This window comes from Faecalibacterium duncaniae (assembly GCF_010509575.1).
GTDB classification, from domain to species: domain Bacteria; phylum Bacillota; class Clostridia; order Oscillospirales; family Ruminococcaceae; genus Faecalibacterium; species Faecalibacterium duncaniae.
This window is the reverse complement of sequence record NZ_CP048437.1, coordinates 2,779,680-2,797,548: the sequence shown is the minus strand read 5'-3', so window position 1 is coordinate 2,797,548 and position 17,869 is coordinate 2,779,680. Positions and strand designations below refer to the sequence as shown.

30 protein-coding genes are annotated in these 17,869 nt (G+C 57.8%); all 30 read left to right on the top strand.

Annotated elements, in window-relative coordinates; genetic code table 11:
• Window positions 1-70: 70 nt before the first annotated feature.
• Window positions 71-901, top strand: a complete 831-nt coding sequence (rplB, locus tag GXM22_RS13450) for a 50S ribosomal protein L2 (protein WP_005934917.1) — start codon at window positions 71-73, stop codon at window positions 899-901.
• Between the two features lie 17 nt (window positions 902-918).
• Entirely contained in the window at window positions 919-1,185 is a 267-nt protein-coding gene (rpsS, locus tag GXM22_RS13445) for a 30S ribosomal protein S19 (RefSeq protein WP_005934915.1), read from the top strand.
• Between the two features lie 18 nt (window positions 1,186-1,203).
• Window positions 1,204-1,539 carry a 50S ribosomal protein L22 gene (gene rplV, locus GXM22_RS13440; protein ID WP_005921882.1) on the top strand — a complete coding sequence of 112 codons (336 nt, stop codon included), beginning with the start codon at window positions 1,204-1,206 and terminating at the stop codon, window positions 1,537-1,539.
• Window positions 1,540-1,551: 12 nt separating this feature from the next.
• Complete coding sequence (gene rpsC, locus GXM22_RS13435; protein ID WP_005934914.1) at window positions 1,552-2,256, top strand: 30S ribosomal protein S3; 705 nt, start codon at window positions 1,552-1,554, stop codon at window positions 2,254-2,256.
• Window positions 2,256-2,696: a 50S ribosomal protein L16 gene (gene rplP, locus GXM22_RS13430; RefSeq protein WP_005934913.1), complete on the top strand. Its 441-nt coding sequence runs from the start codon at window positions 2,256-2,258 to the stop codon at window positions 2,694-2,696. Before rpsC ends, rplP begins: the two co-directional genes overlap by 1 nt.
• On the top strand, window positions 2,686-2,871 hold the full coding sequence (rpmC, locus tag GXM22_RS13425) for a 50S ribosomal protein L29 (protein ID WP_005934912.1): 186 nt from the start codon (window positions 2,686-2,688) through the stop codon (window positions 2,869-2,871). The genes rplP and rpmC overlap by 11 nt, the downstream gene beginning before the upstream one ends.
• Window positions 2,872-2,883: 12 nt before the next feature.
• On the top strand, window positions 2,884-3,141 hold the full coding sequence (rpsQ, locus tag GXM22_RS13420; protein WP_005921877.1) for a 30S ribosomal protein S17: 258 nt from the start codon (window positions 2,884-2,886) through the stop codon (window positions 3,139-3,141).
• Window positions 3,142-3,184: 43 nt separating this feature from the next.
• Complete coding sequence (gene rplN, locus GXM22_RS13415; protein WP_005921875.1) at window positions 3,185-3,553, top strand: 50S ribosomal protein L14; 369 nt, start codon at window positions 3,185-3,187, stop codon at window positions 3,551-3,553.
• Between the two features lie 13 nt (window positions 3,554-3,566).
• Window positions 3,567-3,881: a 50S ribosomal protein L24 gene (gene rplX, locus GXM22_RS13410; protein WP_005934911.1), complete on the top strand. Its 315-nt coding sequence runs from the start codon at window positions 3,567-3,569 to the stop codon at window positions 3,879-3,881.
• An 18-nt stretch (window positions 3,882-3,899) separates the two neighbouring features.
• Window positions 3,900-4,448, top strand: a complete 549-nt coding sequence (rplE, locus tag GXM22_RS13405) for a 50S ribosomal protein L5 (RefSeq protein ID WP_005934909.1) — start codon at window positions 3,900-3,902, stop codon at window positions 4,446-4,448.
• A gap of 16 nt (window positions 4,449-4,464) precedes the next feature.
• Complete coding sequence (locus GXM22_RS13400) at window positions 4,465-4,650, top strand: type Z 30S ribosomal protein S14 (protein ID WP_005921866.1); 186 nt, start codon at window positions 4,465-4,467, stop codon at window positions 4,648-4,650.
• A 110-nt stretch (window positions 4,651-4,760) separates the two neighbouring features.
• A complete protein-coding gene (gene rpsH, locus GXM22_RS13395) occupies window positions 4,761-5,159 on the top strand; it encodes a 30S ribosomal protein S8 (RefSeq protein WP_005934908.1) in 399 nt (132 codons plus the stop codon).
• 17 nt (window positions 5,160-5,176) lie between these two features.
• Window positions 5,177-5,728, top strand: a complete 552-nt coding sequence (gene rplF / locus GXM22_RS13390) for a 50S ribosomal protein L6 (RefSeq protein ID WP_005934907.1) — start codon at window positions 5,177-5,179, stop codon at window positions 5,726-5,728.
• A gap of 18 nt (window positions 5,729-5,746) precedes the next feature.
• Window positions 5,747-6,106: a 50S ribosomal protein L18 gene (gene rplR / locus GXM22_RS13385; RefSeq protein ID WP_005934906.1), complete on the top strand. Its 360-nt coding sequence runs from the start codon at window positions 5,747-5,749 to the stop codon at window positions 6,104-6,106.
• 19 nt (window positions 6,107-6,125) lie between these two features.
• Window positions 6,126-6,626 carry a 30S ribosomal protein S5 gene (rpsE, locus tag GXM22_RS13380; protein ID WP_005934905.1) on the top strand — a complete coding sequence of 167 codons (501 nt, stop codon included), beginning with the start codon at window positions 6,126-6,128 and terminating at the stop codon, window positions 6,624-6,626.
• A 14-nt stretch (window positions 6,627-6,640) separates the two neighbouring features.
• The gene (gene rpmD, locus GXM22_RS13375) at window positions 6,641-6,826 is read left to right on the top strand and encodes a 50S ribosomal protein L30 (RefSeq protein WP_005934904.1); all 186 of its coding nucleotides are present in this window, start codon (window positions 6,641-6,643) and stop codon (window positions 6,824-6,826) included.
• A gap of 20 nt (window positions 6,827-6,846) precedes the next feature.
• Window positions 6,847-7,287, top strand: a complete 441-nt coding sequence (rplO, locus tag GXM22_RS13370; RefSeq protein WP_005934902.1) for a 50S ribosomal protein L15 — start codon at window positions 6,847-6,849, stop codon at window positions 7,285-7,287.
• A 1-nt stretch (window position 7,288) separates the two neighbouring features.
• Window positions 7,289-8,584 carry a preprotein translocase subunit SecY gene (secY, locus tag GXM22_RS13365; RefSeq protein ID WP_005934901.1) on the top strand — a complete coding sequence of 432 codons (1,296 nt, stop codon included), beginning with the start codon at window positions 7,289-7,291 and terminating at the stop codon, window positions 8,582-8,584.
• 141 nt (window positions 8,585-8,725) lie between these two features.
• Window positions 8,726-9,358, top strand: a complete 633-nt coding sequence (locus GXM22_RS13360) for an adenylate kinase (protein WP_005934900.1) — start codon at window positions 8,726-8,728, stop codon at window positions 9,356-9,358.
• A gap of 2 nt (window positions 9,359-9,360) precedes the next feature.
• A complete protein-coding gene (map, locus tag GXM22_RS13355) occupies window positions 9,361-10,152 on the top strand; it encodes a type I methionyl aminopeptidase (protein WP_005934899.1) in 792 nt (263 codons plus the stop codon).
• 383 nt (window positions 10,153-10,535) lie between these two features.
• Window positions 10,536-10,787: a translation initiation factor IF-1 gene (gene infA, locus GXM22_RS13350; protein ID WP_005937979.1), complete on the top strand. Its 252-nt coding sequence runs from the start codon at window positions 10,536-10,538 to the stop codon at window positions 10,785-10,787.
• A gap of 35 nt (window positions 10,788-10,822) precedes the next feature.
• Window positions 10,823-10,936 carry a 50S ribosomal protein L36 gene (rpmJ, locus tag GXM22_RS13345; RefSeq protein WP_005921832.1) on the top strand — a complete coding sequence of 38 codons (114 nt, stop codon included), beginning with the start codon at window positions 10,823-10,825 and terminating at the stop codon, window positions 10,934-10,936.
• An 81-nt stretch (window positions 10,937-11,017) separates the two neighbouring features.
• Window positions 11,018-11,389: a 30S ribosomal protein S13 gene (gene rpsM, locus GXM22_RS13340; protein WP_005937976.1), complete on the top strand. Its 372-nt coding sequence runs from the start codon at window positions 11,018-11,020 to the stop codon at window positions 11,387-11,389.
• A gap of 14 nt (window positions 11,390-11,403) precedes the next feature.
• Window positions 11,404-11,814: a 30S ribosomal protein S11 gene (rpsK, locus tag GXM22_RS13335; protein ID WP_005934894.1), complete on the top strand. Its 411-nt coding sequence runs from the start codon at window positions 11,404-11,406 to the stop codon at window positions 11,812-11,814.
• 20 nt (window positions 11,815-11,834) lie between these two features.
• A complete protein-coding gene (gene rpsD / locus GXM22_RS13330; protein ID WP_005934893.1) occupies window positions 11,835-12,437 on the top strand; it encodes a 30S ribosomal protein S4 in 603 nt (200 codons plus the stop codon).
• A 110-nt stretch (window positions 12,438-12,547) separates the two neighbouring features.
• On the top strand, window positions 12,548-13,504 hold the full coding sequence (locus GXM22_RS13325; RefSeq protein WP_035394747.1) for a DNA-directed RNA polymerase subunit alpha: 957 nt from the start codon (window positions 12,548-12,550) through the stop codon (window positions 13,502-13,504).
• A 25-nt stretch (window positions 13,505-13,529) separates the two neighbouring features.
• Complete coding sequence (rplQ, locus tag GXM22_RS13320; RefSeq protein WP_005934891.1) at window positions 13,530-13,871, top strand: 50S ribosomal protein L17; 342 nt, start codon at window positions 13,530-13,532, stop codon at window positions 13,869-13,871.
• A 299-nt stretch (window positions 13,872-14,170) separates the two neighbouring features.
• A complete protein-coding gene (locus tag GXM22_RS13315; protein ID WP_242651690.1) occupies window positions 14,171-15,475 on the top strand; it encodes a hypothetical protein in 1,305 nt (434 codons plus the stop codon).
• Window positions 15,476-15,591: 116 nt separating this feature from the next.
• A complete protein-coding gene (locus GXM22_RS13310; protein WP_005934889.1) occupies window positions 15,592-16,296 on the top strand; it encodes a response regulator transcription factor in 705 nt (234 codons plus the stop codon).
• An 81-nt stretch (window positions 16,297-16,377) separates the two neighbouring features.
• On the top strand, window positions 16,378-17,799 hold the full coding sequence (locus GXM22_RS13305; protein ID WP_005934888.1) for a sensor histidine kinase: 1,422 nt from the start codon (window positions 16,378-16,380) through the stop codon (window positions 17,797-17,799).
• Window positions 17,800-17,869 lie beyond the last annotated feature (70 nt).

Sequence of the window (17,869 nt, the reverse complement as noted above, 5' to 3'; positions counted from 1 at the left end):
CGCCGAGGGTTCCTCTATGGGGATATGACCCCGATAATAATTCATAAGATAAACAAAGGAGAATAGCACAATGGCTATCAAGAAGTATGGCCCCACTACTCCGGGCCGCCGCGGCATGACCGTCACGGATTACAGCGTCCTGAGCAAGGTCGCTCCCGAGCGCAGCCTGCTGGAGCCCATGAAGAAGCACAGCGGCCGCAACAACACCGGTCGTATCACCGTCCGCCACCAGGGCGGCGGCAACCGCACCAAGTATCGTGTCATCGACTTCAAGCGTCAGAAGACCGATATCCCCGCTACCGTCAAGACTCTCGAGTATGATCCGAACCGCAGCGCATTCATCGCTCTGGTCGAGTACACCGATGGCGTTAAGAGCTACATCATTGCTCCCGATGGCCTGAAGGTGGGCGATGTGGTCATCAGCAGCAAGTCTGCCGACATCAAGCCCGGCAACTGCCTGCCCTTCGAGAACATCCCCGTTGGTACCATCATCCACAACATCGAGCTGTATCCCGGCCGCGGCGCTCAGCTGGTTCGTTCCGCTGGCAACATGGCTCAGCTGATGGCTAAGGAGAATGGCTACGCTCTGGTTCGTCTGCCCTCCGGTGAGATGCGCAACGTGGCCGTGAACTGCACCGCAGTTGTGGGCCAGGTTTCCAACATCGACCACGAGAACGTCAACCTGGGCAAGGCCGGCCGTAAGCGCCACATGGGCGTTCGTCCCGGCAGCCGTGGTACCGTTATGAACCCCTGCGACCACCCCCACGGCGGTGGCGAGGGCCGCGCACCTGTTGGTCACTCCGGTCCTATGACTCCCTGGGGCAAGCCCGCTCTGGGTCTCAAGACTCGCAAGCATCATAAGCGCTCCGATAAGCTCATCGTGAAGCGTGCAGGTAAGTAAGAGAGGAGTTTAAGACAATGGGTAGAAGCATTAAAAAAGGACCTTTCGTCCAGGCTGCTCTTCTGAAGCACGTTGAAGCAATGAACGCTTCCGGCAAGAAGCAGGTCATCAAGACCTGGAGCCGCGCCTCCACGATCTTCCCCGAATTCGTTGGTCACACCTTTGCCGTTCACGACGGCCGCAAGCATGTGCCTGTGTATGTGACTGAGGACATGGTTGGCCACAAGCTGGGTGAGTTCGTTCCCACCCGTACCTTCAAGGGCCACACCGGTAATTCTAAATAATAGAGGGAGGAACACAACATGGAAGCTCGGGCAATTCTTCGTTATGCCCGCATTAGTCCCCGTAAGGTGTCTATCGTTATGGACCTGATCCGTAACAAGCCCCTGGACGAAGCGCTGGCAATCCTGCAGTACACCCCGAAGGCCGCTTGTGAGCCCCTTCTGAAGCTGGTGAAGTCTGCAGCCGCTAATGCGGAAAACAACTTCAATATGGACAAGAACAATCTGTACGTTGCTGAGTGCTACGTGTGCCCCGGCCCCACGCTGAAGCGCATGATGCCTCGTGCACAGGGCCGCGGCTACCGCATCCTGAAGCGCACCAGCCACATGACCGTTGTTCTGAAAGAGAAAGAGTAAGGAGGGAAAACAATGGGCCAGAAAGTAAATCCGCACGGCATTCGTGTCGGCGTTATTAAAGACTGGGACAGCCGCTGGTTTGCCTCCAAGAAGGATTTCAGCGATAACCTCGTCGAGGATCACAAGATCCGCACTGAGCTGAAGGCTCAGCTGAAGGACGCTGGTGTCCCCAAGATCGAGATCGAGCGTACTGTGGATCCTTCCACTTCCGCTCCTCGCGTGACTGTTAACATCTACTGCGCTAAGCCGGGCATGGTCATCGGCAAGGGCGGTGAGGAGCGCGTTGCTCTGCAGAACAAGCTGACCAAGGAGTATGGCAAGACTGTGATCGTCAATGTCATCGAGGTCAAGAGCGCTTCCACCAACGCACAGCTGGTTGCTGAGGACATCGCTCGTCAGCTGGAGAACCGTGTGACCTTCCGCCGTGCCATGAAGCAGTGCATGCGCAATGCTATGAGCCCCCGCGATCGTTCCACCGTTCCCGCTAAGGGCATCAAGGCTATGTGCTCCGGCCGTCTGGGCGGCGCTGATATCGCTCGTACTGAGAGCTATCACGAGGGCACCATCCCCCTGCAGACCCTGCGTGCCGACATCGACTACGGCTTTGCTGAGGCTGCTACCACCTACGGCCGCATCGGCGTTAAGGTGTGGGTCTACAAGGGCGAGGTCCTGAAGAGCGCTAAGACCGCTCAGAAGAAGGAAGGAGGCAACAAGTAATGTTACTGCCTAAGCGTGTTAAGTACCGCCGCGTTCAGCGCGGCCGCATGACCGGCAAGGCTACCCGCGGCAACGTGGTGTGCCAGGGCCAGTACGGCCTTGTTGCTCTGGAGCCGGCATGGATCTCTTCCACCCAGATCGAGGCTGCTCGTGTTGCCATGACTCGTTACATCAAGCGTGGCGGCAAGGTGTGGATCAAGATCTTCCCCGATAAGCCCGTTACTGAGAAGCCCGCTGAGACCCGCATGGGTTCCGGTAAAGGCTCTCCCGAGTACTGGGTTGCTGTCGTTAAGCCCGGCCGCGTTCTGTTCGAGCTGGCAGATGTCGATGAGGCAACTGCTCGCGAGGCTCTGCGCCTGGCTATGCACAAGCTGCCCATCAAGTGCAAATTTGCAGTCCGTGAGGACTCCGTGAAGGAGGATGGCACCAATGAAGGCTAATGAACTCCGCGAAATGCAGACCGCAGAGCTGACCAGCAAGCTGGTCGACCTGAAGGCTGAGCTGTTTAACCTGCGCTTCCAGCATGCCATCAACCAGCTGGAGAACCCCGGCCGCATCGACGCAGTCAAGAAGGACATCGCCCGCGTGATGACCGTTCTGGCTGAGAAGCAGTAAGGAGGTTAAACGATGGAAGAACGTAATCTGAGAAAGACCCGCGTCGGCGTTGTCGTGTCCGACAAGATGGATAAGACCATCGTGGTTGCCGTTAAGGATAGCGTGCAGCACCCCCTGTACAAGAAGATCCTGAAGCGTACCGTGAAGTTCAAGGCTCGTGACGAGCAGAACGAGTGCGGTATCGGTGACCGTGTTGAGATCATGGAGTGCCGCCCCCTGAGCAAGGATGTGCGCTGGCGCCTGGTCCGTATCGTTGAGAAGGCAAAGTAATCTTTGCCCGCTGCTTTGAACAGTTTGAAAGGAGATATCTGAAATGGTTCAGATGCAAACTTATCTCAAAGTTGCCGACAACACCGGTGCCAAGGAGCTGATGTGCTTCCGTGTGCTGGGCGGCACCCGCAAGAGATACGCAAACATTGGTGACGTCGTGGTCTGCTCTGTCAAGAAGGCAGCCCCCGGCGGCTCCGTTAAGAAGGGCGACGTCGTCAAGGCTGTCATCGTGCGCAGCAAGCATGGCGTGCGCCGCGACGACGGTTCCTACATCCGTTTTGATGAGAACGCCGCCGTTATCGTTATGGCCGACAAGAACCCCAAGGGTACCCGTATCTTTGGACCTGTTGCTCGCGAGCTGCGTGATGCCGGCTACACCAAGATCCTGAGCCTGGCTCCGGAATCGCTGTAAGGAGGTTTTAAAAATGAATAATCTTCATGTTAAAACCGGCGACAACGTTATGATCATCAGCGGCAAGGACAAGGGCCACACTGGTAAGGTCCTGCAGGTCAGCCCCTCTGAGAACAAGGTCATCGTTGAGGGCCAGAACATGGTTACCAAGCACGTCAAGCCTCGTCGTCAGGGCGAGCAGGGCGGCATCGTGAAGGCTGAGGGTGCTATGTACGCATCCAAGGTCATGCCCATCTGCCCCAAGTGCGGCAAGGCCGTGCGCGTGGGCCATGTCGAGAAGGACGGTAAGATGGTCCGCGTCTGCAAGAAGTGCGGCGCTGAGCTGTAAGGAAAGGAGTAAGGAACAATGGCTCGTTTGAAAGAACAGTATGTCAATGAAATTGCTCCTGCTCTGAACTCTAAGTTCGGTTACAAGAGCGTTATGCAGATCCCCAAGCTGGACAAGGTCGTCATCAACGTTGCCTGCGGCGAAGCCAAGGACAACGAGAAGATCCTGGAAGCTGTTATGAAGGATCTGGGCCAGATCACTGGCCAGAAGGCAGTCGTCTGCCGTGCCAAGAAGAGCGTTGCTAACTTCAAGCTGCGCCAGGGCACTCCCATCGGCTGCAAGGTCACCCTGCGTGGTGAGCGTATGTACGAGTTTGTCGATCGTTTCTTCAACGTCGCTCTGCCCCGTGTCCGCGACTTCCGCGGCATCAACGGCAACGGCTTTGACGGCCGCGGCAACTTTGCATGCGGCATCAAGGAGCAGATCATCTTCCCCGAGATCGACTTTGATAAGGTCGATGCAGTCCGCGGCATGGATGTCTGCTTTGTTACCACCGCTAAGACCGACGAAGAGGGCAAGGAGCTGCTGAAGGCTCTGGGTGCTCCGTTCGCTACCGAGAATAACTAAGGAGGAGATTGATACAATGGCTAAACTGTCTATGAAGCTGAAGCAGTCTCGTCCTGCTAAGTTCTCTACCCGTGCATACACCCGCTGCCGCATCTGCGGCCGCCCCCACTCCGTGCTGCGCAAGTACGGCGTGTGCCGTGTGTGCTTCCGTGAGCTGGCCTACAAGGGCGAGATCCCGGGCGTGAAGAAGGCTTCCTGGTAATCAAGCCAGAGGGCTGGATAGAATGTCGGATATCCGCCCCGGGGCAAGCATGTTTCGGGGCGGTATCATTATAAAACAAATGAGAGCTAATCTAAGGAGGTTAGTGGCACATGCAGATTACTGATCCTATCGCGGACCTGCTGACTCGCATCCGCAACGCTAGCACTGCCAAACACCCTTCTGTGGAGATCCCCGCTTCCAACATGAAGAAGGCTATCTGCCAGATTCTGGTTGACGAGGGCTACATCAAGGGCATGCAGGTGAAGAACGACACCGTTCAGGGCACCATCGTTGTCACCCTGAAGTACCAGGCTAACGGCGAGCCCGTTATCGCTGGCCTGCGCCGCGTGTCCAAGCCCGGCCTGCGCATCTACACCAACTGCGAGGATATGCCGAAGGTCATGAAGGGCCTGGGCACCGCAATCATTTCCACCTCTAAGGGCATTATGACCGATAAGGCTGCTCGTGCTGCGCACGTTGGCGGCGAGGTCCTGGCCTTTGTGTGGTAAGAAAGGGGTAAAAGACAATGTCGAGAATTGGAAGAAAACCCATCGTCATTCCTGCCGGCGTCACTGTTACTGTTGATGAAGCAGCACACACCGTCGCTGTCAAGGGCCCCAAGGGCAGCCTGAATTCCAACTTCCACCCCCTGATGACCGTTAAGGTCGAGGGCAATGAAGTTCTGGTCACCCGCCCCAATGACGATCCCCAGGCCCGCAGCCTGCACGGCCTGACCCGTACCAACATCGCTAACATGGTCAACGGTGTTGTGAACGGCTACGAGAAGAAGCTGGAGATCGTGGGCGTTGGCCTGCGTTGCCAGAAGCAGGGCTCCAACCTGGTTATGAACCTGGGCTTCTCCCACCAGGTGAATGTCCCCGATACCGAGGACTGCACCATCGTGTGGCAGGACCCCAACCACTTCTCTGTCACTGGTATTGACAAGCAGAAGGTGGGCCAGTACGCCGCCGAGATCCGCGCCAAGAAGCCGCCCGAACCCTACAAGGGCAAGGGCATCCGCTACGCAGGCGAGGTTGTCAAGCACAAAGAAGGCAAGGCCGGCAAGGGCAAGAAATAAGGTAAGGAGTGAAAGACAATGGTTAAGCAGATCGACAAGAACGAAGCTCGTCTTCGTCGTCATCGCCGCGTTCGCAACAAGATCAGCGGCACCGCAGCACGTCCCCGTCTGGATGTTTTCCGCTCCGCCAAGCACATTTACGCTCAGATCATCGATGATGAGCAGGGCGTGACCCTGGTGTCTGCATCCACTATGGACAAGGACTTCAATGGTTTCGGCGGCAACGTCGAGGCCGCAGCTGAGATCGGCAAGAAGGTCGCAGCAAAGGCTCTGGAAAAGGGCATCACCGAGGTCGTGTTCGACCGTGGTGGCTACGTTTATCATGGCCGTGTTAAGGCCCTGGCTGATGGCGCCCGTGAGGGCGGCCTGAAGCTGTAATGAGAGGAGGAAACACATTATGGCTATGAGAAACCGTGAAGACGACGGCATGATCACCAAGGTTGTCTCCATCAACCGCGTTTCCAAGACTGTCAAGGGCGGCCGCATCATGAAGTTTGCCGCTCTGGTTGTCGTGGGCGACGGCAAGGGCACCATCGGTTATGGCATCGGCAAGTCTGGCGAAGTGCCTGAGGCAATCCGCAAGGGCGAGGCTGCTGCAAAGAAGAACATGCACAAGGTTGCCCTGAAGGGCACCACCATCCCCCACGAGATCGTCGGCAAGTACGGCGCAGGTGCCGTTCTGCTCAAGCCGGCTGCACCCGGTACCGGCATGATCGCCGGCGGCCCTGTGCGTGCCGTCATTGAGGCTGCTGGCATCAAGGACGTCCGTGCGAAGTCTATGCGTTCCAACAACCCCATCAACGTTGTTTCTGCTACCTTCGCAGGTCTGTGCGGCCTGGTCAGCGCGGAGTCCGTCGCTGAGAAGCGCGGCAAGACCGTGAGTGAGATTCTGGGTTAAGGAGGTAACAAACCATGGCAGATAAGATGCTCAAGATCGAGCTGAAGAAGAGCCTGATCGGCCGCGGCGCTAAGCAGATCGCTACCGCTGAGGCCCTGGGCCTGAAGAAGCCGGGCGACGTTACCGTTCAGCCTGACAATGCCGCTACGCAGGGCAAGATCGCAAAGATCGGCTTTATGCTCAGCGTCACCGAAGCCTAATAGCAGGGGGTATACGCATAATGAAACTTCATGAACTGCACGCTATTCCCGGTGCAAACAAGGCTGTGACCCGCAAGGGCCGCGGCATTGGCTCCGGCAATGGCAAGACTGCCGGTTTCGGCAGCAAGGGCCAGAAGGCCCGTTCCGGCGTGAAGCACGCTGGTTTCGAGGGCGGCCAGATGCCTCTGGCACGCCGCCTGCCGAAGGTTGGCTTTAACAACATCTTTGCTACCCAGTACGCCATTGTTAACGTGGCTGACCTGGAAGCAGCTTTCAATGCTGGCGATGTCGTTGACACCGAGGCTCTGAAGGCAAAGGGTCTGGTCAAGAAGACTCTGGACGGTGTTAAGGTCCTGGGCAACGGCGAGCTGACCAAGGCTCTGACCGTCAAGGCCGCAGCCTATTCCGCTTCTGCCAAAGAGAAAATCGAGAAGGCAGGCGGAAAGGCTGAGGTGATGTAAGGTGTTCCAGACATTCCGTAACGCATGGAAGATTCCCGAGCTTAAAAATCGTCTCCTGTTCACGCTGGCGATCCTCGTGGTGTATCGTCTGGGCAGCGCCATCCCCGTTCCGTTCATCACCGGTTCTGCACTGAACCAGATGTTCTCCAACGGCAATATGCTCTCGTATCTCGATATGATGAGCGGTGGTGCCCTGTCCCGGTGCACACTCTTCGCGTTAGGTGTGACGCCTTATATCAACGCTTCCATCATTGTGCAGCTGCTCACCGTTGCGATCCCCGCCTTGGAAAACATGGCGAAGGAAGCCGACGGCCAGCAGAAGATGCAGCAGATCACCCGGTATGTCGGCGGTGTCATCGCTCTGGTGATGAGCCTCGGCTACTACTTCGTGATCCGCAAAATGGGCGCACTGAAGTACACCAGCGGCGCGGCCGGTATCTTTACCGCCGTTGTTATCATTGCCACCTTTACCGCAGGTGCGCAGCTGATCACCTGGTGTGGTGAGCAGATCGACGACAAGGGTATCGGCAACGGTATCTCTCTGTTGATCTTCTCTTCGATCGTTTCCAACTGGTCCGGTGTCTACACCACCGTCACGGGTCTGCTGACCCGCGCCGCTGCAGGCGAGACCCGGTTCTATATCCTGCTGCCCCTGCTGCTGGTTCTGGCACTGGTGGTGATCGTGTTCATCGTTGTTATGACCAACGCTGAGCGCCGCATCACCATCCAGTATGCCAAGCGTGTGGTGGGCCGCAAGCAGATGGGCGGGCAGAACAGCTACCTGCCCCTGAAGCTGAACATGAGCGGCGTGATGCCCATCATCTTCGCTTCCGCGATGGTTTCGATCCCCGGCACCATCGGCAGCTTCCTGCAGATCGATCAGGCAGCACATCCGTTCTGGTATGCTTTCTTCCATACCTTCAACTACACGTCGCTGCTCTATATCGTGATCTACCTGCTGCTGATCCTGGCCTTCAACTACTTCTATGTGGCCATCCAGTACAACCCCGTTGAGATTGCCAACAATCTGCGCCGCAACAACGGCTCGATCCCCGGCTTCCGTCCCGGCAAGCCGACCAGCGATTTCCTGACCCGCACCCTGAATAAGATCACCCTCATGGGTGCCATCTTCCTGGCTGCGGTGGCTGTACTGCCGATCATTCTGGGCAACCTGACCGGTATGAGCATCCAGCTGGGCGGTACCAGCCTGCTGATCGTGGTTGGTGTGGCACTTGATACCACCCGCAGCCTCGACAGCTTTATGACGATGCGCAACCACAAGGGTTTCCTTGGCTGATCTAAAACAAAAGCACTGATGTGAGAAAGCACTGGAAAGGGGAGCATGCTCGTACTTTTCAGTGCTTTTTTGCTTTGAAGGGGCGTTAGTTCCTTCAAACATCAAAAAAGGCTCCTTTGATAGAGGAAAGGAAGAATACCTATGAATCTGATTCTGTTAGGCGCACCCGGCGCGGGCAAAGGCACCCAGGCCGAGATCATCTGCGCAAAGCTGAACATCCCCTCCATCAGCACCGGCAACATCCTGCGCGCTGCTGTCAAGGAAGGCACCGAGATGGGCCTGAAGGCAAAGAGCTTCATGGACGCTGGCGCTCTGGTGCCCGATGAGGTCATCATCGGCATCCTGAAGGAACGCCTGGCACAGGACGACTGCGCCAACGGCTTCATCCTGGACGGCGTGCCCCGCACCATCGCTCAGGCCGAGGCCATCGAGACCATGGGCATCCGCATTGACAAGGTGCTGGAGCTGTCTGTGGCGGACGATGTCATCGTGGAGCGGATGAGCGGCCGCCGCGTCTGCGAGAAGTGCGGCGCAAGCTACCACATCATCAACAAGAAGAGCAAGGTCGAGGGCGTGTGCGACCTGTGCGGCGGCAAGACTGTCATCCGCAAGGACGACCAGCCTGCTACCGTTCTGGATCGCCTGAAGGCTTACCACGAGCAGACCGAGCCGCTGGTGGCGTTCTACCGTGAGCGCGGCAAGCTGGCCGTGATCCCCTTCTGCCCCTCCATCGAGGAGACGACCGCTGAAGTGATGAAGGCACTGGAGGCATAATCGTGATCCAAATCAAGAATGCGAAAGAACTGGACGGAATGCGCAGGGCCAATGCCCTGAGCGCAGCTGCCCTGAAGTACGGCGGCCAGCACATTGAGGCTGGCATGACCACCTGGGAACTGGATAAGCTGATCTACGATTTCATCGTAAAGCACGGCGGTACCCCCAACTTCAAGGGACTGTACGGTTTCCCGGGAACGGCCTGCATCAGCCTGAATGATACCATCATCCATGGCATCCCGTCGCATGATATCGTCATCCGCCCGGGCGACATCGTCAGCATCGACACCGGTGCAAAGGTCGATGGCTTCAACGGCGACAACGCCTGCACCTATGCGGTGGGCAAGATCGACCTGGAAGCACAGCGCCTGCTGGATGTGACCAAGGCAGCTCTGTACAAGGGCATCGAGCAGGCAAAGGCCGGCAACCGCATCGGTGATATCGGCTATGCGGTGCAGAGCTACTGCGAGGACGCAGGTTTCTCCGTGGTCCGGGAGTTTGTGGGCCACGGCACCGGCCGTGAACTGCACGAGGACCCCGAGGTGCCCAACTACGGCCATCAGGGCCGCGGCCCCCGCCTTGTGCCCGGCATGACCATTGCCATTGAGCCTATGATCTGTCAGTACGACTGCAAGATCACCCAGGCCAAGGACGGCTGGACGGTCAAGACCAAGGACGGCGGTCTGGCAGCGCACTTCGAGCACTCGAACGCGATCCTGAAGGATCACACCGAGATCATGACCCGCTTCTGGGATGATCCCGATTTTGATCCCGAGACCTTTTGCCTGAAGTAAGCAGACCGGTACAGCATCCCCCAAGGCCTCCCGGAAACGGGAGGTCTTTTTGCATCCGGAGCAGGTCCTTTGTGCAATTCTGACAAGTTTTGGTGAAAAATTTTCATCTTCCCGGTGGAGAAGCGCAAAACCGGGGCGGGGAAACGGCCGGTTTGAAAATGCGAGAATTTTTTATCGGAAATACGGAAAAAACACTTGCAAATCCATTGCAAAAGGTGTATAATCTATAAATGGCCGTGACAGCCAGATGCTTTCTCGGTGGACAGGGATTTTCTGCCCACTTTGCGGATTTTGTGCCGCAGGAGAAGAAGTATGTGGCGGTTATCGCCGCCTGTCCGTCAATTCATGGCAAACTGAGCAGATCCAATGAGGAGGCAAATAGCTTGTCTAAAGAAGACGTTATCGAGATCGAAGGCATCGTGCGTGAAGCCATGCCCAACGCCATCTTTAAGGTGGAAATGTTGAGCGAGGATAAGAACACCGGGAAGCTCACTCCCAGCGGGCACATCCTCTTAGCGCACATCTCCGGCAAGCTGCGGACCAATTTCATCCGTATCCTGCCCGGGGACAAGGTTACCGTAGAAATGTCGCCCTATGACTTGTCAAAGGGCCGCATCACCTGGCGCTCCAAATAAGTGCCAGGGCATCAACCAAAAGGAGGTTCAACATCATGAAGGTCAAGCCTTCCGTGAAACCCATCTGCGAAAAGTGCAAGGTCATCCGCCGCAAAGGCCGCGTGATGGTCATCTGCCAGAACCCCAAGCATAAGCAGCGCCAGGGCTAATTCGGGCGCCTGGGGGTCAAGTGCGTAGAGTCCCGGCGCAGACCCCGACACTGACATGGGATGATTTTGGAGGATACTACTATGGCACGTATTGCCGGCGTTGACCTGCCCCGCGAGAAGCGCGTTCAGGTGGGTCTCACCTACGTTTACGGTATCGGTCAGACCACTGCTAACAAGATCCTGGAAGCAACTGGCATCAACCCCGATACCCGCGTCAAGGACCTGACTCTGGAAGAAGAGGCTAAGATCCGTGACTACATCGATCAGGCTAACATCATCGTTGAGGGCGACCTGCGCCGCAACGTTGCTCTGGACATCAAGCGCCTGGTTGAGATCCAGTCCTTCCGTGGCACCCGCCATCGCAAGAATCTGCCCTGCCGCGGCCAGCGCACCAAGACCAATGCACGTACCTGCAAGGGTCCCAAGCGCACTGTCGCTAACAAGAAGAAGTAAGGAGGATTTGAGAAATGGCAAGTGCAAATAACGCCAAGAAGGGCGCAAATGTCCGCATGAAGCGGAAAGAGCGCAAGAACATTGCTGCTGGTCAGGCTCATATCCAGTCTACCTTCAACAATACTGTCGTTACCATCACCGACCTGCAGGGTAATGCAGTGTCCTGGTGCTCCTCTGGCTCCCTGAACTTCCGTGGCAGCCGTAAGAGCACCCCGTTCGCAGCCCAGTCTGCTGCCGAGACCGCAGCCAAGGTTGCAATCGAGCATGGCATGAAGACTGTTGAAGTCTACGTCAAGGGCCCCGGCGCTGGCCGTGAGTCCGCTATCCGTGCGCTGCAGGCTACCGGCCTGGAAGTCACCCTGATCAAGGACGTGACTCCCATCCCCCACAACGGCTGCCGTCCCCCGAAGCGCCGTCGTGTCTGATCGAAGGAGGAAATTGAATTATGGCAAAGAATACGCAGCCTATCGCAAAGCGTTGCAAGGCCCTGGGCATTTCTCCTGCGGTCATGGGCTATGCAAAGAAGAATACCACCCGCAACTCCAACGGCAATGTCCGCAAGAAGCAGTCTGAGTACGCATCTCAGCTGAAGGAGAAGCAGAAGGTCAAGTTTATCTACGGCGTTCTGGAGAAGCAGTTCCACAATGCTTACCTGCGTGCTGAGGCTCGCCCCGGCAAGACCGGTGAGAACCTGCTCCAGATCATGGAGTGCCGTCTGGACAACGTCGTGTTCCGCCTGGGCTTTGCTCAGACCCGCCGCGACGCTCGTCAGCTGGTGAGCCACGCTCACTTCACCGTCAATGGCAAGAAGGTCAACATTCCTTCCTACCAGGTCAAGGCCGGTGACGTGATCGAAGTTCGTGAGTCCAGCCGCTCTTCTGCTAAGTTCGCAAAGCTCGTTGGCCCCGAGGCTCCCGTTGTGGCTCTGCCTTCCTGGCTGAACCGTGAGGCCGGCACCCTGAAGGGTGTTGTGACCAAGCTCCCCGAGCGCAGCGACATCGACTACGAAGTTGCAGAGCACCTCATCGTCGAGCTGTACTCCAAGTAATCCATTAAGAAGGGGAGGCCTTCCTTCTGGATGGCGACCTTTCGCATTCTTTTTAAAAGAATTTAATAATGGGCCGATGGCAACATCGGTTTGACAAGGAGGGCATAGATATGATGGAGATTGAACGTCCCAAAATCGAAACGGCAAGCCTGTCCCCGGACGGCCGCTACGGCAGATTCGTGGCGGAGCCTCTGGAGCGTGGCTTTGGCATCACACTGGGCAACAGCCTGCGTCGTGTGCTTCTTTCCTCTCTGCCCGGTGTCGCCGTGACCAGCGTCAAGATCGACGGCGTGGTTCACGAGTTCTCCACCATTGAGGGCGTCAAGGAAGACGTTACCGAAATTGTCCTGAACCTGAAGGGTATTGCTGCAAAGCTGTACACCGACGGGCCGAAGACAGTGCGTGTTGAGGCAGTCGGCCCTTGTGAGGTTACTGCGGACAACATCAAGCAGGGCGACGATATTGAGATCCTGAACCCTGAATGGCACATTGCAACCCTGGGCGAGGGCGGCAAGCTCGTCATGGAGCTCACCTTCGATAAGGGCCGCGGTTATGTGCCTGCAGAGCGCAACAAGCAGGCCATCGTCGAGAAGAACGATATCAACACTCTTCCCGTCGATAGCATTTACACCCCCGTGCTCAAGGTGAATTATAACGTTGAGAGCACCCGCGTTGGACAGGCCATCGATTACGACAAGCTGACCATCGAGGTTTGGACGGATGGCACGATCAATGCACAGGAAGCCGTTTCTCTGGCTGCCCGTGTGCTGACCGAGCACCTGAACCTCTTCGTCAACCTGTCCGATGAGGCTGCCGGTACGGAGATCATGGTGGAGAAGACCAACGACGATAAGGAAAAGGCTCTGGAGATGACCATCGAAGAGCTGGATCTGAGCGTCCGTTCCTTCAACTGCCTGAAGCGCGCCGGTATCAACACGGTGGAGGATCTGGTCAGCAAGAGCGAGGACGAGATGATGAAAGTCCGTAACCTCGGCCGCAAGAGCCTGGAAGAAGTCATGGCAAAGCTGGACTCCCTGGGCTTCAAGCTGAACACAGACGATGAGTAACTAAAATAATAAGGAGTGAAACGGGATGCCCGGTACCAGAAAGCTCGGTAGAACCAGCGACAGCCGCAACGCTATGATGCGCGCTATGGTCACCTACCTGTTAGAGAATGGCAAGATTGAGACCACTGTCACTCGCGCTAAGGACGTTCGTTCCATGGCCGAGAAGATGATCACCCTGGGTAAGGCCAGCGACCTGCACACCAAGCGTCAGGTCTACGCCTACATCACCAAGGAAGATGTTGCAAAGAAGCTGTTTGATGAGATCAGCCCCAAGTACGCTGACCGCAACGGCGGCTACACCCGCATCATCAAGATCGGCGCTCGCCGCGGCGACGCTGCTGAGATGGCAGTTCTGGAGCTCGTCTGATCGACTCTGACTGTTCAAACAGTGTAACAAAGGCTCTTTCCCTTCGGGGAAAGGGCCTTTTTTGCATCGTGTGGCCCGGGCAGCGGGGTGTTCCCAAAGCAAGTGTCCGCTGGGGTGGGACCCTGCTGCCGCAGGCAGTAGGGCGGGCGATGGAATGGCCCGTTTCACTTGCGTGGGAATGCCGCGCTGCCCGGTTGGGCGTTAGCAGCTGGGGCTTGTGATGGCGGGGCAAGAATGCTATAATTGTACTGTATTTCTGCACGACTTTGCGAATTTTCCACAGAAGGGAGGGGCGGCGGTTGAAAAGACGACGGTTTCTGGTGCTGAGTGCAGGCTGCATGATGGGTCTGCTCTCGGCGTGCGGCCTTCCGATGTCGGAAAATGTGCAGGTGGAGGAGTTGCTGCGTGCCCCGCGCCTTCCGGGCGACTACGGTGCACTGCAAAATGCCCTGAACGAATGGCTGGGGGAGAGCGCCCAGCTGAAATACCCGATGCAGGGGGAGCTGCTCTCGCCGTTCCTTTTGCAGGATCTGGATGGTGACGGCCAGCAGGATGCCGCTGTTCTCTACACCACGGCTCAGAGCTCCAACGTCTGCATTGCATTTTTGCAGAAGGATGCCGCAGGCGTGTGGCAGGTCCGCCAGAGCATCGAGGGTCTGGCGGATACAGTGGACAATGTCCGGCTGGCACAGCTGCAGGATGGTGCCGCCACCCAGCTGGTGGTGGGGTACCTCGCCGCGCAGGGGGACAGCTATCTGGCGGTGTACTCCTACGAGAACGGCACGGTCAATGCCATTCTGGAACAGTCCTATGAGCAGTATCTGGTGGAGGATATCACCGGCGGCGGCAACGAGGATCTGATCCTGATGTCCACGCTGGAGGACGGCGGGGTGCAGATCGAGCTGCTGACCGTTGACCGGGACGGGATGTTCCAGCAGGTGGCTGTCATGGGCCTTTCGGCAGATAAGTTCTCGGGCTGCGCCGCTGTGGCGGCGGGCCTGGGAGCGGATGGAAAGCGCTATCTGGTGCTGGACGGCTGGACCGGCCTCTCAGGCAACAATCTGGCCACGGTGCTGCTCTACTTCGATGAGGAAAGCCAGCAGATGCTGCCCGCGGAGCAGATCAGCACCAGTGAGCTGTACAATGCGTCCCTGCGCAATGTCTCCACGCTGGTCAGCCGGGATCTGGACGGCGACGGCATCGTGGAGATCCCCACCCAGCCTGACGAAGCGGGCCTGCTGAACCTGAGCCAGAGCCGACGAATGGATTTTATCGTCTGGATGGACTACACCAGCCCGGAGCCGGAAAAGAGCTTCGGCCTGTTGGACGAGGAGAGCAGCTGCTACATTGAGCTGCCTGCCGAGTGGGAGGGCAACCTGATGCTCACTGACAGCGCTGAGGGAGAGGAAGCTGTGGAGCTGCACACCGTGGACGAGGGCAAGCTGGTGCTGACCATGCGCCTGGTTCCTTCCAGCGAGAGCGCGGCGGGCTGGACCCGTCTGGGCGTGGTGGCATCCCGCCAGATGCAGGCCAGGTTCGGGCCGGACGTGGTGCTGAAGGATCAGAGCTATCGACTGTCCCGGTCGTTGTACCGGTTGAATTGATGATGCCGCTCAGTTTTGCAGAAGCTTACCGGATGCAGGCTGGATGTTCTGAGGTGAAATGCTTCTCCGTGTGCTCTTGGGCAGAGGGAGAAGGCAGAAAAATATGGAGGTCTTAGATGGTCAAGGTACTTGTGGTAGAGGATGAAGCCAGCATCCGCGAGATGATCGCGCTGAACCTGCGGCTGGCGGGGATGGAGGCGGTGGAGGCCGACAGCGCCGAAGCCGCCCTGCCTCTGCTGGAGCAGAAACCCGGCTGTGATGCTGCCATTCTGGATGTGATGCTGCCCGGCATGAATGGGTTCTCGCTCTGCGAGACCATCCGCCGCACCGACCAGAAGATCGGCATTATCATCCTGAGTGCCAAGGGGCAGGAGCAGGACAAGATCCGCGGCCTGTCCATCGGCGCGGATGACTATATGACCAAGCCCTTCAGTGTCAGTGAGCTACTGGCCCGTGTGGAGGCCCTCTGCCGCCGGGTGGGCCGCTCGGGCGGCGGCTCCGCTGCAGACGAAAATGCCCCCACCACGCTGGTCAGCGGGGAATTTGTGCTGGATGAGAACCGCCGTGTTCTCCTCAAGGCCGGGCGGCAGATCGAGCTGACCCAGGTGGAGTTCCAGATCATGGAGCTGTTCTTCCACAACCCCGGCATCGCGCTGGTGCGGGAAAAGATCCTGAAGGGCGTGTGGGGCGAGAACTACTTCGGCGATGTGAAGATCGTGGATGTGAACATCCGCCGCCTGCGGATGAAGGTAGAGGATGAGCCCAGCCACCCCACCCACATTATGACAGTGTGGGGCTACGGCTACCGGTGGGAGGAGTAAAGAAAAACCTCTCAGTTGCGCTGTACTCGACTGCTCTCCCAATAGGAGAGCCAGGATTACTGACAGAAAGGAGGAAAAGCAATGCGCAGTGGGATTACCCACCGCTGGCTGCGGGGAAGCCTGTTCCTGACGGTGCTGCTGGTGCTGTTGGTGGAAAGCATGTTCGTGTACAACTTCAGCCGCAGCTACTACAACAGCGTCCAGCAGACCATGATGCGGCGTTTTTCCTCCATCAACGGTCAGCTGAAAATGTACACCGGCGACACGGCCCAGAAGACCGCGGCCAACCGCAGTGTGGCCCTGCGCCGGATGGTGGAGCAGTTTGCGGATAAAGACAAATATGAGTTCATGCTGCTGGACGGTTACGGCGGCGTGATCGCCTCGTCCAGCGGCACAGGTGCGGACGGCATCGTGGTGCAGGACGATTTTAACAAGGCGCAGGATGCCCCGGACGGCGTGGGTGTGGCCATCTACCGCACCGCCAGCGGGGAAACGGTCATGGCCGTGTGCAGTCTGGTGCCCTATGCGGCCGAGGACGTGGCTGCCATGCGCCTTGTCACCAGCCTGACGCTGGTGCAGGCGCAGCTGAAGAGCGTTTTCATCGTCAGCCTGATCGTGGTGGCGGCCATTCTGGGCTTTACAGTGGCCTCCGGCCTGTACTTTGTGCGGGGCATCGTGGTGCCGCTGGGGCAGGTGGAGCGGATCGCCGCCAGCATCGCCCGGGGAGAACTGGATGTCCGCCTGCCTGTGACCGGTGACGAGCGGGACGAGGTGGACCGCCTGCGCGGCACCATCAATCAGATGGCCGAGGGACTGGAAGAGACGGAGAAGATGAAGAACGAATTCATCAGCTCGGTCTCCCATGAGCTGCGCACGCCGCTCACCTCCATCCGGGGATGGGTGGAGACCCTGCGCACCCTGGATGACCCCACCGATGAGAACTACCGCAAGGGGCTGGAGATCATCAACAACGAGACCGCCCGCCTGTACAACATGGTGGAGGAGCTGCTGGATTTCAGCCGCCTGCAGAATGGTCGCCTGAAAATGGAGTGCCGCCCCCTGGACCTTGTGGCCGAGCTGACGGACGCTGTCCTTTTCTGTGAAGCGCGCATCCAGCGGGAGGGGCTTCTGCTGGCCTATGCGGAGCCGGAGGAGATGATTCCGGTCTACGCCGACCCCGACCGCCTGCGGCAGGTGTTCATCAACATTCTGGACAATGCCATCAAGTATTCGGCCCCCGGCGGACGCATCACGGTCAAGATCTGGCAGGGTGAGTACAAAGCTTTCATCGAGATCATCGATCAGGGCCGCGGCATCCCGCCGGAGGATCTGGAAAACGTCAAGACCAAGTTTTACAAGGGCAGCAACTCGGTGCGGGGCAGCGGCATCGGCCTTGCGCTGGTGGATTCCATTATGACCGCACTGGACGGCACCATGGACCTCAAGAGTACGCTGGGCCGGGGCACAGTGGTCACCCTGGGCCTGCCGATCTATAAACGATAAGAGATTGTCCATATTTATCTGGTAAGATAGAGGGGCAGTTTTTACGATAGAGAGGGGCCGCAGCGCCCCA

What these genes read in the sequence shown, in the direction of transcription:
- rplB (WP_005934917.1), top strand. Translation starts at nt 71, where the DNA reads ATGGCTATCAAGAAGTATGGCCCCACTACTCCGGGCCGCCGCGGCATG.
- rpsS (WP_005934915.1), top strand. Translation starts at nt 919, where the DNA reads ATGGGTAGAAGCATTAAAAAAGGACCTTTCGTCCAGGCTGCTCTTCTG.
- rplV (WP_005921882.1), top strand. Translation starts at nt 1,204, where the DNA reads ATGGAAGCTCGGGCAATTCTTCGTTATGCCCGCATTAGTCCCCGTAAG.
- rpsC (WP_005934914.1), top strand. Translation starts at nt 1,552, where the DNA reads ATGGGCCAGAAAGTAAATCCGCACGGCATTCGTGTCGGCGTTATTAAA.
- rplP (WP_005934913.1), top strand. Translation starts at nt 2,256, where the DNA reads ATGTTACTGCCTAAGCGTGTTAAGTACCGCCGCGTTCAGCGCGGCCGC.
- rpmC (WP_005934912.1), top strand. Translation starts at nt 2,686, where the DNA reads ATGAAGGCTAATGAACTCCGCGAAATGCAGACCGCAGAGCTGACCAGC.
- rpsQ (WP_005921877.1), top strand. Translation starts at nt 2,884, where the DNA reads ATGGAAGAACGTAATCTGAGAAAGACCCGCGTCGGCGTTGTCGTGTCC.
- rplN (WP_005921875.1), top strand. Translation starts at nt 3,185, where the DNA reads ATGGTTCAGATGCAAACTTATCTCAAAGTTGCCGACAACACCGGTGCC.
- rplX (WP_005934911.1), top strand. Translation starts at nt 3,567, where the DNA reads ATGAATAATCTTCATGTTAAAACCGGCGACAACGTTATGATCATCAGC.
- rplE (WP_005934909.1), top strand. Translation starts at nt 3,900, where the DNA reads ATGGCTCGTTTGAAAGAACAGTATGTCAATGAAATTGCTCCTGCTCTG.
- GXM22_RS13400 (WP_005921866.1), top strand. Translation starts at nt 4,465, where the DNA reads ATGGCTAAACTGTCTATGAAGCTGAAGCAGTCTCGTCCTGCTAAGTTC.
- rpsH (WP_005934908.1), top strand. Translation starts at nt 4,761, where the DNA reads ATGCAGATTACTGATCCTATCGCGGACCTGCTGACTCGCATCCGCAAC.
- rplF (WP_005934907.1), top strand. Translation starts at nt 5,177, where the DNA reads ATGTCGAGAATTGGAAGAAAACCCATCGTCATTCCTGCCGGCGTCACT.
- rplR (WP_005934906.1), top strand. Translation starts at nt 5,747, where the DNA reads ATGGTTAAGCAGATCGACAAGAACGAAGCTCGTCTTCGTCGTCATCGC.
- rpsE (WP_005934905.1), top strand. Translation starts at nt 6,126, where the DNA reads ATGGCTATGAGAAACCGTGAAGACGACGGCATGATCACCAAGGTTGTC.
- rpmD (WP_005934904.1), top strand. Translation starts at nt 6,641, where the DNA reads ATGGCAGATAAGATGCTCAAGATCGAGCTGAAGAAGAGCCTGATCGGC.
- rplO (WP_005934902.1), top strand. Translation starts at nt 6,847, where the DNA reads ATGAAACTTCATGAACTGCACGCTATTCCCGGTGCAAACAAGGCTGTG.
- GXM22_RS13360 (WP_005934900.1), top strand. Translation starts at nt 8,726, where the DNA reads ATGAATCTGATTCTGTTAGGCGCACCCGGCGCGGGCAAAGGCACCCAG.
- rpmJ (WP_005921832.1), top strand. Translation starts at nt 10,823, where the DNA reads ATGAAGGTCAAGCCTTCCGTGAAACCCATCTGCGAAAAGTGCAAGGTC.
- rpsM (WP_005937976.1), top strand. Translation starts at nt 11,018, where the DNA reads ATGGCACGTATTGCCGGCGTTGACCTGCCCCGCGAGAAGCGCGTTCAG.
- rpsK (WP_005934894.1), top strand. Translation starts at nt 11,404, where the DNA reads ATGGCAAGTGCAAATAACGCCAAGAAGGGCGCAAATGTCCGCATGAAG.
- rpsD (WP_005934893.1), top strand. Translation starts at nt 11,835, where the DNA reads ATGGCAAAGAATACGCAGCCTATCGCAAAGCGTTGCAAGGCCCTGGGC.
- GXM22_RS13325 (WP_035394747.1), top strand. Translation starts at nt 12,548, where the DNA reads ATGATGGAGATTGAACGTCCCAAAATCGAAACGGCAAGCCTGTCCCCG.
- rplQ (WP_005934891.1), top strand. Translation starts at nt 13,530, where the DNA reads ATGCCCGGTACCAGAAAGCTCGGTAGAACCAGCGACAGCCGCAACGCT.
- GXM22_RS13310 (WP_005934889.1), top strand. Translation starts at nt 15,592, where the DNA reads ATGGTCAAGGTACTTGTGGTAGAGGATGAAGCCAGCATCCGCGAGATG.
- GXM22_RS13305 (WP_005934888.1), top strand. Translation starts at nt 16,378, where the DNA reads ATGCGCAGTGGGATTACCCACCGCTGGCTGCGGGGAAGCCTGTTCCTG.